Source organism: Nocardioides pinisoli, assembly GCF_024199985.1.
Taxonomy (GTDB): Bacteria; Actinomycetota; Actinomycetes; order Propionibacteriales; family Nocardioidaceae; genus Nocardioides; species Nocardioides pinisoli.
In genome coordinates this window covers 127,726-140,013 of record NZ_JANARS010000003.1, presented here as the reverse complement: position 1 = coordinate 140,013, position 12,288 = coordinate 127,726, and the positions used below count along the sequence as shown (strand labels likewise).

Here is a 12,288-nt window from a genome sequence, read left to right as displayed (position 1 = left end):
CCCATGCAGATCCGTTCACGTGCCGCGCTCGCGGCCGCACTCGTCGGGGCCACCTTGTCCGGACTGGCCCTGTCCGCATGCGCCCCCGGTGGTGCCAGCAGCAGCGAAGAGGATGACTCCAACACCATCCACATCGTGGGCTTCGCGGTCCCGGAGGCCGCCAACAAGAACATCGCCACCGAGTTCGACAAGACGCCCGAGGGCGAGGGTGTGAAGTTCCAGACCTCCTACGGTCCTTCGGGGGACCAGAGCCGTGCCGTCGCCGCCGGGCTCAAGGCCGACTACGTCCACTTCTCGGTGCCGACCGACGTCACCCGCCTCGTCGACGAGGGCCTGGTGGCCGACGACTGGGACGCGGGCGACAACAAGGGCGTCGTCTCGCACTCGGTCGTGGTCTTCGGTGTCCGCGACGGCAACCCCAAGAACATCCGGACGTGGGACGACCTGGTCAAGCCCGGTGTCGAGATCGTCACGCCCAACCCGGCGTCCTCCGGCGCCGCGCGCTGGAACGCCCTCGCCGCCTACGGCCAGGTGATCAGCGACGGCGGCACCGAGGAGGAGGCGACCGACTACGTCAACAAGTTCTTCAAGAACGTCGTCTCGCTGCCCGGCAGCGGCCGTGACGCGACCACCGCCTTCCTCGGCGGCACCGGCGACGTCCTGATGGCCTACGAGAACGAGGCGATCCTCGCCGCCCAGAACGACGAGGGCTTCGAGTACGTCCTCCCCGACACCACGCTCCTCATCGAGAACGCGGGCGCCATCCTCGAGGACGCCTCCGAGCCGTCGCAGGCCTGGCTGGACTTCGTCCTCTCCGACGAGGGCCAGAAGCAGTTCGCGCTCACCGGCTTCCGCCCGATCCGCGACGACGTCGACTACGGCGGCACCGTCGAGGGCGCCGCCGACCCGTCCAACCCGTTCCCGGACGTCAAGACGCTGCTGACCGTCGACGACGACTTCGGCGGCTGGGACGAGGTGTCGACGAAGTTCTTCGACGAGGAGAACGGCCTGATCTTCGAGGCCATCCTCGGCGCCGGCCTCTCGCTCGAGTGACCTGTCGGCCACCTCATCACTCCACCCATCTCTGTCATGACATCAACTGAGATCGCAGCGGTCCGACCGGCGAGGACTCCTCGCCGGTCGGGGCCGCGCTCCACGCTCACGCGATCGTCGGGGCTCGGGCTCGGCATCGCCATGATCTGGTTCAGCGCGCTGGTCCTGATCCCCCTGGCGGCCGTCGTCGTCACCGCCATCGACGGTGGCTGGGACGTCTTCTGGTCGACCATCACCAACGGTCAGACCGCCGCCGCCATCAGGCTCACCGTCTTCACCGCCCTCGGTGTCACCGCCGTCAACGTCGTCATGGGCCCGCTCATCGCCTGGGTGCTGGTCCGCGACCGGTTCTGGGGCAAGTCGGTGCTCGAGGTGATGATCGACATCCCCTTCGCGCTGCCGACGATCGTCGCCGGCCTGGTGCTGCTCTCCCTCTACGGCACCGACAGCCCGATCGGCGTCGACATCGCCAACCAGCGCCCGGCCGTCTTCCTCGCGTTCCTCTTCGTCACGCTGCCGTTCGTGGTCCGGATGGTCCAGCCGGTGCTCGAGGAGCTCGACCGCGACGTGGAGGAGGCCGCCGCCTCGCTCGGCGCGAGCCGGTTGACCACCTTCCGCCGCATCATCCTGCCCAGCCTCACGCCGGCCATCACCGCCGGCGCGGCCCTGTCCTTCGCCCGCGGCGTCAGCGAGTACGGCTCGCTGGTCCTGCTGTCGGGCAACCTCCCGTTCAAGACCGAGGTCACCTCCGTGCGCATCCTCAGCAGCATCGAGAACGACAACGTCGCGGCCGCCGCTGCCGTCGCGACGGTGCTGCTGGCCATCTCGCTCGCGGTGATCGTGCTCCTGGACCTGATCCAGAGGCGGGTGGCCGCTCGTGGCTGACACGCTGGTCCGACCTACCGCAGAGGTGCCGCCCGTCGAGGAGCGTCGCCGGCCGCCGCGGGTGCGCAAGACTCCGGTCACCTACCTTCTCCGCTTCATCGTCACCGCCTACCTGTTCTTCCTCGTGGCGTGGCCGGTGTCGCTGGTCGTCACCAACACCTTCGACAACGGGTGGGAGTCGATCCGCTCCCTGCTCGAGGACCCCGACATGGTCGTCGCGCTGCAGCTCAGCGCGTACGTCGCCGTCTGGTCGGTCGTCATCAACACGCTCTTCGGCGTGGGGATGTCGCTGCTCCTGGTCCGCTACGAGTTCCCGGGCAAGCGGCTGCTCAACGCGCTCCTCGACCTCCCGCTGTCGGTCTCGCCGATCGTCGTCGGCCTCGCCCTGGTGCTGGTCTACGGCGGCCGCAACGGCTGGTTCGGCCCGACGCTCGCCGGCTGGGGCCTCGACGTCATCTTCTCGACGCCGGGCATCATCATGGCGACCACCTTCGTGGCGCTGCCGCTGATGATCCGCGAGCTCGTGCCGGTGCTCGAGGAGATCGGCATCGAGCAGGAGCAGGCGGCCGAGAGCCTCGGCGCCAACGGCCTGCAGCGCTTCTGGCGGATCACCCTGCCCTCCATCAAGTGGGGCATCACCTACGGCGTCGTGCTGACCCTGGCGCGCTCGCTCGGCGAGTTCGGCGCGGTCAAGGTCGTGTCGGGCAACGTGCTCGGCCAGACGCGTACGGCGACCCTCGCGGTCGAGGAGAAGTACCTCAACTTCGACCAGCAGGGCGCCTACGCCACCGCCTTCCTCCTCGCGATGGTCTCCGTCGCCTGCATCGTCATCGTCGGGATCATCCGGCCCAAGAACCACCCCTGACCCCCATCTCCTGACCTCACACCAGCTCGACCAGAGAGGCACCACCATGAGCATCGACGTGACCGGACTGAACAAGAAGTTCGGCGACTTCGTGGCGCTCGAGGACGTCAACGTCACGATCCCGACCGGCCAGCTCACCGCCCTGCTCGGCCCCAGTGGCGGCGGAAAGTCGACCTTGCTCCGCATCATCGCGGGCCTCGAGAAGGCCGACACCGGCTCGGTCAGCATCGAGGGCGTCGAGGCCACCCACCTGCCGGCCCAGAAGCGCAACGTCGGCTTCGTCTTCCAGCACTACGCCGTCTTCAAGCACATGACGGTGGCCAAGAACGTCGCGTTCGGCCTCGAGATCCGCAAGCGTCCCAAGGACGAGGTCGAGCACCGCGTCCAGGAGCTGCTCAAGCTCGTGCACCTCTCCCAGTTCGCGCACCGGCTCCCGTCGCAGCTCTCCGGCGGACAGCGCCAGCGCATGGCGCTCGCCCGCGCCCTCGCGGTGGAGCCGTCGGTGCTGCTGCTCGACGAGCCGTTCGGCGCGCTCGACGCCAAGGTCCGCAAGGAGCTGCGCGACTGGCTGCGCCGGCTCCACGACGACGTGCACGTGACGACCGTCTTCGTGACGCACGACCAGGAGGAGGCGCTCGAGGTCGCCGACGAGATCGTGGTCATCAACGAGGGCCGCGTCGAGCAGGTCGGCACCCCCGACCAGCTCTACGACGAGCCGGCCAACGACTTCGTGATGTCGTTCCTCGGCGAGGTGACCCACCTCGGCGGCGTCTCCCTCCGCCCTCACGACATCGAGCTCGACTCCTCACCCCGGCTCGCCGGTGGTGTCGAGGGCACGATCTCGCGGATGGTCCGGATCGGCTTCGAGGTACGCCTCACGGTGCTCACCGTGGACGGCGACGAGGTGTCCGTCGTGGTCACCCGGGCCCACGCGCGCACCCACGGGCTCGCCGAGGGGGGCACCGTGTGGCTCACCCCTGCGGCGGGTGCCACGGTGGTGCCGCGCATGGCGGCGGCCGTCTGAGCGCCGACAGCGTGGTCCAGGACGCGACGCGAGCGCCCGGCACGGACTAGCGTTCGCCTGTGACCCTCACGACGACCTCCGACGAGCTCTGGGCTGCCGTCGAGACCTTCGACGCCGAGGCCGCGGAGATCGCCATCGCCAGGCTGCTGTGGGACGTGCCGCTGTCCGGCGCGGTCACCGGCGTCGTCCTGCCCTTCCTGCAGGAGGTCGGCGACCGGTGGGAGGAGGGCACGCTCTCGGTCGCCCACGAGCACTTCGTCAGCGACATGCTGCGGCGCAAGCTGACCGCGCTGGCCGCCGTACCTCCGATGCCGGTGCTCGAGGACGCCACGGCGGTCGCGCCGGTCGTCCTGCTCGCCTGCCCGCCGGGGGAGCGGCACGACATGGTCCTGCTGTGCGTGGCGCTGATGCTGCGCGAGCGAGGCGTCCGCGTGCGGTTCCTGGGGGCCGACACCCCGGTGCCGGCGATCCTCACCGCGGCGCGCGGCACCGGGGCCGACGCTGTCGTGCTGGCGGCGACGAGGCCGACGATGTTCACCTCGCACGCATCGGCGCTGCGCAAGCTCGCCGCCGACCACCCGCTCTACGCCGCCGGGCGCGGCGCCGACGATCAGACCGTGGCCGAGATCGGGGCGCTCACGCTTCCCGCCGACCCCGTACGCGCCGTCGTCGCGCTCGTCGGCGCACTGGCCGAGATCCGCGGCGGCTGGTGAGCAGCTCCGCCGGCCGCCCGGTCTGATCGGCCCGAGTCATGAAGAACGCCCCACGACCAACCCCCTGGTCGCGGGGCGTTCTCGTCCATGGCGGTGCCGGCAGCCCCCCGTGAGGTTGCCGGTCGCTCAGCACCCACGTTGGCAGGTGCGGCAGGGAGTGTCCTCGGCTTCGAGGAATCTTCGACGTTCCCAGCAGAACCATTCCGGGAGGCGAGCTGCGGAGGCCCGGTCGCCGGTGAACGACAGGGACGGGTCCGGCTTCTGTGTGTCGCCCTCGAGGTCGTCGGTCGACATCCCAGCTACGCGCCACCCGTTGTCCGCGGCCGCACGGGACTCCTCGCGGACCATCCACTTGATGCGGCCGGCGCACGTTCTTCGACACCAGCCTCGCGCCAGCTGCGGGGACGGACTCTATGGGCATGGGGCCCTCCGGGCTGGCTCGAGGGCTGGGTGCTACTGCCCTGGAGGCGGGACGGGAATGCCGCGGTCGGTGAGGGTCTGCTCGGCACGGATGACCAGCTCTGCGCGCTTCGCTGACCACTTCCGCAGGTTTCCCAGCACGGTGCGCCCGTTCTTGCCGTGGCGCAGTAGATCGAGGTCAGGGCGAGCGAGCAGCACGTCGTAGAAGGGGGTGAGGGTGACGTCGCTGAACTTGAACCTTGCAGCCAGCGTCTCCAGCGGTGTCCCGTCGTTCGGAAGAACCTCGTTCACGTCCACGCCCGCGTCGAGGAGGCGTTCGACGAGTGGCGCCTCGGCCGCGAAGTCGTGCTCGTTGCGCGCCAGCAACACGTGCAGGGGATGGCGTCGGCTGACGTCGGCACCGTCATCGAGCAGCCGGTTAGCGATGGCAACCCGCTGGGTGGTGTCAGAGTTCGTCAGTGCCAGGACGAGGGTCGTGCCCGACTCGTGGTCGTGGTTCACCCACGCCGGCTCGGGTCAACGCGGCGTGCAGCGCGTTCGTGTCGCGGGGCGCGTTGCGGTTGGACAGTCCCACGCCTACCTGTCGTCCTGCTGGTTGTCTGCTCGACCCAGGGTCGCAGGAAGAGATCGGGTACGGACACCTCCTCGACCGCGGATCCGCCCAGTCAAGACAGCGTGCGGCCGGACTCAAAGACCTCCGCCAGCCCGAAGGTCAACGTGTCGATCCGACCTCGACATGACGCGTCGTACGGGGCACCACACCGAGGTCCGTGTCGTCGAAGATGTCTTCCTCAGCCCAAGCCAGTCGACGGAGTTGCGTCCGGCTGAGGTGCACCATCAGAGGCAGGCCCGCCTCGCGACCAGTGGGATACATGTCCTCGGCGATGTCGAGGCGGATCACACCAAGGGCCACCTCTCGGGCAACTCCGTAGCACCCGAGGAACTCGATGAACGCTTCATAGAGGTCGTCGTCGCTGATGTCTTCAGTGACACGGCGCACTCCGGACGAAGGAACGGACCGCTGGGCTGCGGCAACCGCTCGTTGCGCAGGAGTAGGAGTCGACTCTGGTCTTGGGGTGGACCCCTCTGGCGCGCACGCGAACCAGCCGCTTGTACTCATGCTTCGAGACTAGGTTCGAGACAGCCAGGAGGGGAGACCATTCCTCCCGAGGCCTGCCGCGCTCATCGGTATGTGCGGTCGTCAGATTGCTGAGGCCACGAACGCGACCAGGACGTAATTGGGGTGGCGTGCCCCACGCTCAGAAGGGCGTGGTTCACCGGTAGTTGGTGAACTGCACCGCGAAGTCGTAGTCCTGCGCCTTCACCAGCTGCTGGACGGCCTGGAGGTCGTCACGCTTCTTCGACGAGACGCGCAGCTCCTCGCCCTGCACCTGCGCCTTGACGCCCTTGGGCCCCTCGTCGCGGATCAGCTTGGAGATCTTCTTGGCGTCCTCGGAGGTGATGCCCTCCTTGAGCGCGATGTCGATCTTGGAGACCTGCCCGGACTGGCGCGGCTCGGAGGCGTCGAGGATCTTGAGGCTCTGGTTGCGCTTGATCAGCTTGTCCTGGAAGACGCTGAGCACCGCGCTGGCGCGGTCGTCGGCCGAGGCGGTGATCTCGATCGCCTTCTCGCCCTTCCACTCGATCGACGCGCCCGTGCCCTTGAAGTCGAAGCGAGTCGCGATCTCCCGCGCCGCCTGGCTGAGCGCGTTGTCGACCTCCTGGCGGTCCAGCTTGCTCACGATGTCGAAGCTCGAGTCAGCCATGTTGTGCCTCCTTGTGGGGCCTCCTGGAGCGTGCCCCGGCGATTCGTGGTGAAGTGCGTGCCTTGCTATTGTTCCGCACGGCCCGGCAGGTTGCCCGAGCGGCCAAAGGGAGCTGACTGTAAATCAGCCGGCATTGCCTACAGAGGTTCGAATCCTCTACCTGCCACTGGACGTAGTCCAGTCGCGAGACCCCCGTCGACAGGCGGGGGTCTCGTGCATTTGACTGCCGACATGAGCGATCCCGCCCCTCCCGACGACGCCTGGCTCGACGCCGAGTGCCGGCGCCTCCTCGCCTTCGGCACTCGCGTCGTGCACCCCCGCGGCGGTGCGGCGTGGCTGGACGACGACGGTGCCCCCGACCTCGCTCGTCCGGTGCACACCTGGATCACCAGCCGCACCGTCCACGTCTTCGGGATCGGCGCGCTGCTCGGGGTCGAGGGCTGCGCCGAGGTCGCGACCGGAGCCCTCGACGGCCTGCGTGGCGTGCTCCGCGACGACGACCACGGCGGCTGGTTCGCCGCGGCCGGCCCGGACGGCGAGCCCGACGACACCAAGGCCTGCTACGCCCACGCCTTCGTGATGCTCGCCGGGTCGACGGCGGTCGTCGCCGGCCTCGCCGGTGCGGACGACCTGCTCGCCGAGGCGACCCGGGTCTTCGAGGAGCACTTCTGGGACGAGGACCTCGGCCGCGTGGTCGACGAGTGGGACCGGGGATGGACCTCACCCGCGCCCTACCGAGGCCTCAACTCGACCATGCACTCCCTCGAGGCGATGCTCGCCGTCGGCGACGTGACCGGTGACCACTTCTGGCACGAGAGGGCAGCCCGGCTGGCCGGCCTGGTGGTCGAGCTGGCACCGTCGTACGACGGACGGCTGCCCGAGCACTTCGGTCCGGACTGGTCGGTCGACCTCGAGCTCAACCGCGACCGGCCCGACGACCCGTTCAAGCCCTACGGCGCGACCGTCGGCCACGGCCTGGAGTGGTCGCGGCTGCTGCTCCACCTCGAGGCGACCCTGGGGGACACGGCACCCGCGGGGCTGCTCGACACCTCGCGCCTGCTCTTCGACCGCGCGGTCGCCGACGGCTGGCACGCCGACGGAGCGCCGGGCTTCGTCTACACCACCGACTGGGAGGGCCGGCCCGTCGTCCGCGAGCGGATGCACTGGGTGGCCGCCGAGGCGATCGCGGCCGCCGCGGCGCTGCACCGGCGTACGGGCGATGAGGGCTGTGCCCAGCGCTACGCCGAGTGGTGGGCCTACGCCCGCGAGCACCTCGTCGACCGCGAGCGCGGGTCGTGGCACCACGAGCTCGACCCGTCCAACCGGCCGCAGGCCCACGTGTGGCCCGGCAAGCCCGACCTCTACCACGCCGTCCAGGCCACCCTCCTCCCGCGACTGCCCCTGGCACCGAGTCTCGCTCGCGCGGTGGCGCTGTCGGCCGCCCGACCCGCACCGGCATGATGGGGGCATGACCGACGAGCAGCCCCGGATCCTCGTCGTCGGCGAGGCACTCGTCGACGTGGTGCCCGGCCCCGACGGGACGACCCGCGACCACCCCGGCGGCAGCCCGGCCAACGTCGCGATCACCCTGGGCCGGCTCGAGCGCGACGTGCGCCTGGTGACGCTGCTCGGCGACGACGAGCGCGGCGCCGCCGTGCGGGCCTGGCTGGAGGCCAGCGACGTCACCGTCCTGGCCGGTACGACCGGGTCGGGCCGCACGTCGAGCGCCGCGGTGACCCTGGACGAGTCCGGCGCGGCCACCTACGACTTCGACCTCGACTGGGACCTGCGCTCGGTGCCCGAGGAGGCGTGCGACGTGCTCCACGTCGGCTCGATCGCCACCGTCCTCGACCCCGGCGCCGACACGGTCCTCGAGGCGTTCCGCACCCACCGGGGCCGGGCGCTGCTGTCGCTCGACCCCAACGCGCGCCCGGCGATCACCCCGGACCGCGCCGGGCCCGTGGCCCGCGTCGAGGAGCTCGTCGCGCTCGCCGACGTGGTCAAGGTGAGCGACGAGGACCTCCACTGGCTCCACCCCGACGACGAGCCCGTCGCGACCGCCACCCGGTGGGCCGACGCGGGACCCGGGCTGGTCGTCGTGACGCGCGGTGGCGCCGGCGCGGTCGCCGTACGTCCCGGCGGGACCGTGCTCGAGGTGCCCGGCGTGCCGGTCGCGGTGGCCGACACCGTCGGCGCGGGCGACACCTTCAGCGGCGTGCTCATCGACGCCCTCCTCGCCCACGGGGTCCACGGACCGGGTGGCGCGGACGCGCTGCGCGCGCTGACCGACCGCGACCTGCTCGAGGTCGTCACCACCGCCGCCGTGGGTGCGGCGATCAACGTCTCCCGCCCCGGCGCCGACCCGCCGACGCGGGCGGAGCTCTCCGCCGCGCTCGGCGTGGACCGCGAAGCCGGACAGGAGTGAGCGCGGAGCAGATCCACGACATCGGCAGGCGGCGGGCCTGGGTCATCTGGCTGGTCTCGCTCGCCGTCTACGTGCTCGCGGTGTTCCACCGCAGCTCGCTCGGCGTCGCGGGCATCATCGCGTCCGACCGGTTCGACATCAGCGCCACGAGCCTGGCGACGTTCACCGTCCTCCAGCTCGTGGTCTACGCCGGCATGCAGGTGCCGGTCGGGGTCCTGCTGGACCGCTACGGGTCGCGCGCCATGCTGCTGGCCGGTCTCGTGCTGATGACGGCCGGCCAGCTCGGCTTCGCGTTCTCGACGTCCTTCGCCGGGGCGGTCGCCTCCCGCGCGGTCGTGGGGGCGGGCGACGCGATGGTCTTCGTCAGCGTCATCCGGCTCGTCACGATCTGGTTCCTCGTGCGGCAGGCGCCCATGGTCACCCAGCTCACCGGCCTCACCGGCCAGCTCGGTGCGATCGCCGCGGCCGGTCCGCTGTCCTACCTCCTGCACGAGCTGGGCTGGACCCGCACCTTCGCACTCACCGCCAGCGTCGGGGTCGTGCTGCTGGTCGCCGTCGTCGCCCTCGTCAAGGACTCGCCCTACCGGCGCTCCGACGTGGTGGCCATCAAGCTGCGGGCGCTGGCACAGTCGGTGCGCACGGTGTGGGGCAACCCCGGCACCCGGCTGGGCATGTGGTCGCACTTCTCCTCGCAGTTCTCCGCCACGGTCTTCGCCCTGCTGTGGGGCTTCCCGTTCCTGGTGCAGGGCCTCGGGTGGTCCTCCGCGGAGGCGAGCACCCTGCTGATGGCGATGACCGCGTGGGCGGTGGTGAGCGGGCTGGTGCTGGCGCGACTGGTGGGCCGGCTGCCCTACTACCGCTCGTGGCTCGTCGTCGGCGTCGTCCTCACCATGGTGGTGCCGTGGACCGCGGTGCTGCTGTGGCCCGGCGTCGCGCCGACGTGGCTGGTGGTCGTGATGGCCTTCGCCACGGCAAGCGGAGGCCCCGCGTCGATGGTGGGCTTCGACCTGGCCCGCTCCTTCACGCCTCCCCACGAGACCGGCCGCGCCAACGGGCTGGTCAACATCGGCGGCTTCACCGCCTCCCTGCTGACGATGGCGCTGATCGGCATCGTGCTCGACCTGTCGGCCCCCGGTGGCATGGAGTCCTACACGCTCGGCGACTTCAAGCTCGCGATGGCGGTGCAGTACCTGTTCTGGGGCCTCGGCGTCGTGCAGGTGCTCCGCTACCGCCGGCGCGGCATCGCGCACCTCGCCCGCGTCCACCCCGGCTCCGTCGAGCAGATGCGGGCCGGCCAGCCCTTCGTCCACCCCGGCATCGGCACCGAGGGCGTCTAGGGGCGCAGGCCAGGCGTACGTCGTACCGCCGACCGACTGACAGCGGCCGGTTCCTGAACTTGTCGGCCCGTGCAAGGCCTGACATGTCCAGGGTTCCCCGGGCGGCCGGGGATCGCTGAACTTGTCGGCCGTCTCCCCGGGCAGCCGCGGGCGCGTCAGCCGATCTCGCCGTCGTCGTCGGGGTCGAGGTCGCCGGTGGGGTCCTCGGCGGTGGGGTCCTCGAGGAGCTCACCGCCGACGGCGTGGCCCTGCCAGGACACCATCTCCCAGCCGGAGTCGTGGTCGCCCTCGAGCACGATGAGCGCGGTGTTGTGGAGCGGCTGGGTCGCGGGCGGCGCGTCGGGGTGCGGGGCCATCCGCGTGGAGACCCAGGTGCGGAGCGCGGCACCGTGGCTGACGACGAGCGCGGCGCCGTGCCCGGTCTCGACGATGGTGCGGACGGCCGCGTCGTAGCGGGCGAGGAACTCGTGGCCGGTCTCGCCGCCCGGCATCCGGTGGTCGAGGTCGCCCTCGAGCCACGTCGCGACGGAGCCGATGTAGCCGGCGACCGCGTCGTGGTCGCTGCGCATCTCGAAGGCGCCGGCCGCGATCTCCTCCAGCCCGTCGAGCTGGACCGGCTCGAGCCCGCGCTCCTCGGCGGTGGGCGCGGCCGTCTGGTGCGTACGCACCCGGCTGGAGACGTAGATCGCGTCGAGGTGCTCGTCGGCGATCGCCTTCGCGGCTGCCGCGGCCTGGGCCCGGCCGAGGTCGGTGAGGTCGAGCCCGGGGTGGGCGGTGTCGAGCTCGCCGGCGACGTTGGCGTGGGTCTGGCCGTGGCGCATCAGCAGGAGTCTCAAGGCGGTTCCTCGGGGTCAGGGAGGGGGCGGGGGTGGGGGTCAGCTGTTGAACTGCGAGGTCTTGGACGAGGCCAGCTCGCGGGCCTGCTCCAGCGGCACGTCCTCCAGCGCCTCGGCGATGTCGGAGCCGATGTGGCTCACCTCCGGTCCCCGCTCGAGCGGGACGAGGGTGTGCACCAGCCGGTCGTCGTAGGCGTGCACCATCATGAACGCCTGGTTGGCGTCGACCCCGGAGACGAAGCGGTCGACCGGCGCCGGGTCGGTCGTGTAGCAGCTGGCCGAGGCGACCGAGACCGGCACGCCGGCGAAGGTCGACCACGACGAGAGGTGCAGGTGCCCGGCGAGGATGCCCCGCACGTCCGTCCCGGTGATGACGTCGGCGAGCGCCTGCTGGTCGTGCAGCTCGATGAGCTCGGCGGCACGCAGCATCGGCACCGGGAGCGGCGGGTGGTGCATCGCGAGGAGGGTGCCGTGCTCCGCGGGCGTCGCGAGGACGTCGGCCAGCCACGCCAGCTGGTCGGCGTGGAGGTCGCCGTGGTGGTAGCCCGGCACGCTGGTGTCGAGCGCGACGATCCGCAGGCCGTCGACCTCGTGCACGCGGTCCTGGAAGCCGTCGTCGTCGGACCCGAAGAGCCCGCGGGCGAAGGGGGCGCGCTCGTCGTGGTTGCCCATCGTCCACACCACGATCGCGCCCATCTCGGCGGCCGCGGGCTCGACGATCGAGCGCAGCGTCTCGTAGGCGTCGGGCTCGGCCCGGTCGGCGAGGTCGCCCGTGAACACGAGCGCCTGCGGCGCGGGTCGTACGACGGCGAGCCGGGCCAGGACGCGTCGGAGGTGGTCGACGTTGTCGATGACGCCGTAGTGCAGCCCGCCGCTGCCGATCAGGTGCGGGTCGGAGAGGTGCGCGACGACGTGCCGCGGGGCGGCGTACTGGCCGAGCTGCTTCACGCGCCCAGAGTAGGAC

13 protein-coding genes and 1 tRNA gene are annotated in these 12,288 nt (G+C 70.9%); 9 read left to right on the top strand and 5 right to left on the bottom strand.

The annotated features are described in order from the left end of the window. Positions 1–3 precede the first annotated feature (3 nt). From NCI01_RS07765 to NCI01_RS22660, 5 genes are read left to right on the top strand one after another with little or no spacing between them, the layout of a single operon-like run. Positions 4–1,053, top strand: coding sequence for a sulfate ABC transporter substrate-binding protein (locus NCI01_RS07765; protein WP_254180907.1), 1,050 nt, complete (start codon positions 4–6; stop codon positions 1,051–1,053). 36 nt (positions 1,054–1,089) lie between these two features. Then, positions 1,090–1,938 carry a sulfate ABC transporter permease subunit CysT gene (gene cysT, locus NCI01_RS07760; protein WP_302181758.1) on the top strand — a complete coding sequence of 283 codons (849 nt, stop codon included), beginning with the start codon at positions 1,090–1,092 and terminating at the stop codon, positions 1,936–1,938. Further along, on the top strand, positions 1,931–2,803 hold the full coding sequence (locus tag NCI01_RS07755) for a sulfate ABC transporter permease (RefSeq protein WP_254180905.1): 873 nt from the start codon (positions 1,931–1,933) through the stop codon (positions 2,801–2,803). Before cysT ends, NCI01_RS07755 begins: the two co-directional genes overlap by 8 nt. A gap of 46 nt (positions 2,804–2,849) precedes the next feature. Further along, complete coding sequence (locus NCI01_RS07750; protein ID WP_254180904.1) at positions 2,850–3,827, top strand: sulfate/molybdate ABC transporter ATP-binding protein; 978 nt, start codon at positions 2,850–2,852, stop codon at positions 3,825–3,827. A gap of 59 nt (positions 3,828–3,886) precedes the next feature. Next, a complete protein-coding gene (locus tag NCI01_RS22660; protein WP_254180903.1) occupies positions 3,887–4,540 on the top strand; it encodes a cobalamin B12-binding domain-containing protein in 654 nt (217 codons plus the stop codon). A 453-nt stretch (positions 4,541–4,993) separates the two neighbouring features. On the opposite strand, the gene NCI01_RS07740 is transcribed toward NCI01_RS22660, so the two are convergent. The 3 genes from NCI01_RS07740 to NCI01_RS07730 all read right to left on the bottom strand — a co-directional run bounded on the left by NCI01_RS07740 (position 4,994) and on the right by NCI01_RS07730 (position 6,726). Continuing rightward, on the bottom strand, positions 4,994–5,461 hold the full coding sequence (locus NCI01_RS07740) for a hypothetical protein (protein ID WP_254180902.1): 468 nt from the start codon (positions 5,459–5,461) through the stop codon (positions 4,994–4,996). Between the two features lie 211 nt (positions 5,462–5,672). Beyond that, positions 5,673–5,960 (bottom strand): hypothetical protein, encoded by a 288-nt coding sequence (locus tag NCI01_RS07735; RefSeq protein WP_254180901.1) that lies wholly within the window; start codon positions 5,958–5,960, stop codon positions 5,673–5,675. Between the two features lie 274 nt (positions 5,961–6,234). Further along, on the bottom strand, positions 6,235–6,726 hold the full coding sequence (locus NCI01_RS07730) for a YajQ family cyclic di-GMP-binding protein (RefSeq protein ID WP_186340191.1): 492 nt from the start codon (positions 6,724–6,726) through the stop codon (positions 6,235–6,237). 84 nt (positions 6,727–6,810) lie between these two features. On the opposite strand from NCI01_RS07730, the gene NCI01_RS07725 reads away from it, so the two are divergent. From NCI01_RS07725 to NCI01_RS07710, 4 genes are all read left to right on the top strand, one after another. Continuing rightward, positions 6,811–6,892 (top strand) — tRNA-Tyr (locus NCI01_RS07725). Positions 6,893–6,957: 65 nt separating this feature from the next. Next, positions 6,958–8,187: an AGE family epimerase/isomerase gene (locus NCI01_RS07720; protein WP_254180900.1), complete on the top strand. Its 1,230-nt coding sequence runs from the start codon at positions 6,958–6,960 to the stop codon at positions 8,185–8,187. Positions 8,188–8,194: 7 nt separating this feature from the next. Continuing rightward, positions 8,195–9,151 carry a carbohydrate kinase family protein gene (locus NCI01_RS07715; protein WP_254180899.1) on the top strand — a complete coding sequence of 319 codons (957 nt, stop codon included), beginning with the start codon at positions 8,195–8,197 and terminating at the stop codon, positions 9,149–9,151. Beyond that, complete coding sequence (locus NCI01_RS07710; RefSeq protein ID WP_254180898.1) at positions 9,148–10,488, top strand: MFS transporter; 1,341 nt, start codon at positions 9,148–9,150, stop codon at positions 10,486–10,488. The genes NCI01_RS07715 and NCI01_RS07710 overlap by 4 nt, the downstream gene beginning before the upstream one ends. Before the next feature lie 155 nt (positions 10,489–10,643). Here NCI01_RS07710 and NCI01_RS07705 read toward each other — a convergent pair whose 3' ends face one another. Together NCI01_RS07705 and NCI01_RS07700 are read right to left on the bottom strand one after the other, a co-directional pair. After that, the gene (locus tag NCI01_RS07705) at positions 10,644–11,324 is read right to left on the bottom strand and encodes a histidine phosphatase family protein (protein ID WP_254180897.1); all 681 of its coding nucleotides are present in this window, start codon (positions 11,322–11,324) and stop codon (positions 10,644–10,646) included. A 39-nt stretch (positions 11,325–11,363) separates the two neighbouring features. Next, positions 11,364–12,272: a metallophosphoesterase gene (locus NCI01_RS07700; RefSeq protein ID WP_254180896.1), complete on the bottom strand. Its 909-nt coding sequence runs from the start codon at positions 12,270–12,272 to the stop codon at positions 11,364–11,366. Positions 12,273–12,288 lie beyond the last annotated feature (16 nt).

Coding starts and splice junctions, on each gene's coding strand:
- NCI01_RS07730 (WP_186340191.1), bottom strand. CDS start 6,726: ATGGCTGACTCGAGCTTCGACATCGTGAGCAAGCTGGACCGCCAGGAG.
- cysT (WP_302181758.1), top strand. CDS start 1,090: ATGACATCAACTGAGATCGCAGCGGTCCGACCGGCGAGGACTCCTCGC.
- NCI01_RS07750 (WP_254180904.1), top strand. CDS start 2,850: ATGAGCATCGACGTGACCGGACTGAACAAGAAGTTCGGCGACTTCGTG.
- NCI01_RS07765 (WP_254180907.1), top strand. CDS start 4: ATGCAGATCCGTTCACGTGCCGCGCTCGCGGCCGCACTCGTCGGGGCC.
- NCI01_RS07720 (WP_254180900.1), top strand. CDS start 6,958: ATGAGCGATCCCGCCCCTCCCGACGACGCCTGGCTCGACGCCGAGTGC.
- NCI01_RS07715 (WP_254180899.1), top strand. CDS start 8,195: ATGACCGACGAGCAGCCCCGGATCCTCGTCGTCGGCGAGGCACTCGTC.